At 65.4% G+C, this 332-nt stretch carries 1 protein-coding gene; it reads right to left on the bottom strand.

Features of this window, described 5'->3' with window-relative positions; all coding sequences use genetic code 11:
• Positions 1–263: SDR family NAD(P)-dependent oxidoreductase (locus EN852_RS37450; protein ID WP_135879811.1), on the bottom strand; the 263-nt coding region annotated here is incomplete at its 3' end.
• Between the last annotated feature and the right edge of the window lie 69 nt (positions 264–332).

A 332-nucleotide genomic window follows, 5' to 3' on the forward strand; every position in this document is an offset into this window, starting at 1 on the left:
CCCGCATGGACGAAGCCGGCGCAGTTGAACAGCGCATCGACGCGACCGATCTCGGCGAAGGCGGCCTTCACCGCCTCGTCGTTCAGCACGTCGAGTTTTCGCGGCGAAATGCCAGGCGTCTTGGCGAGGTCGGCCAGGGCCGCCTCGTTGATGTCGGTGGCGTGGACGATGGCGCCCGCTTTCGCGAAAGCCAGCGCGCTTGCCAGTCCGATGCCTTGCGCCGCCGCCGTGACGACCACGACCTTGCCTGTAATATCCGCCATGTCCTTTGTCTCCGTCTTTCAGCCGGGCCGTCGCTCGACAAGCAGAAAGAGGGCAAGAAGCGGATGCGC

The sequence above is a fragment of the Mesorhizobium sp. M2E.F.Ca.ET.209.01.1.1 genome (assembly GCF_004010375.2).
GTDB lineage: Bacteria > Pseudomonadota > Alphaproteobacteria > Rhizobiales > Rhizobiaceae > Mesorhizobium.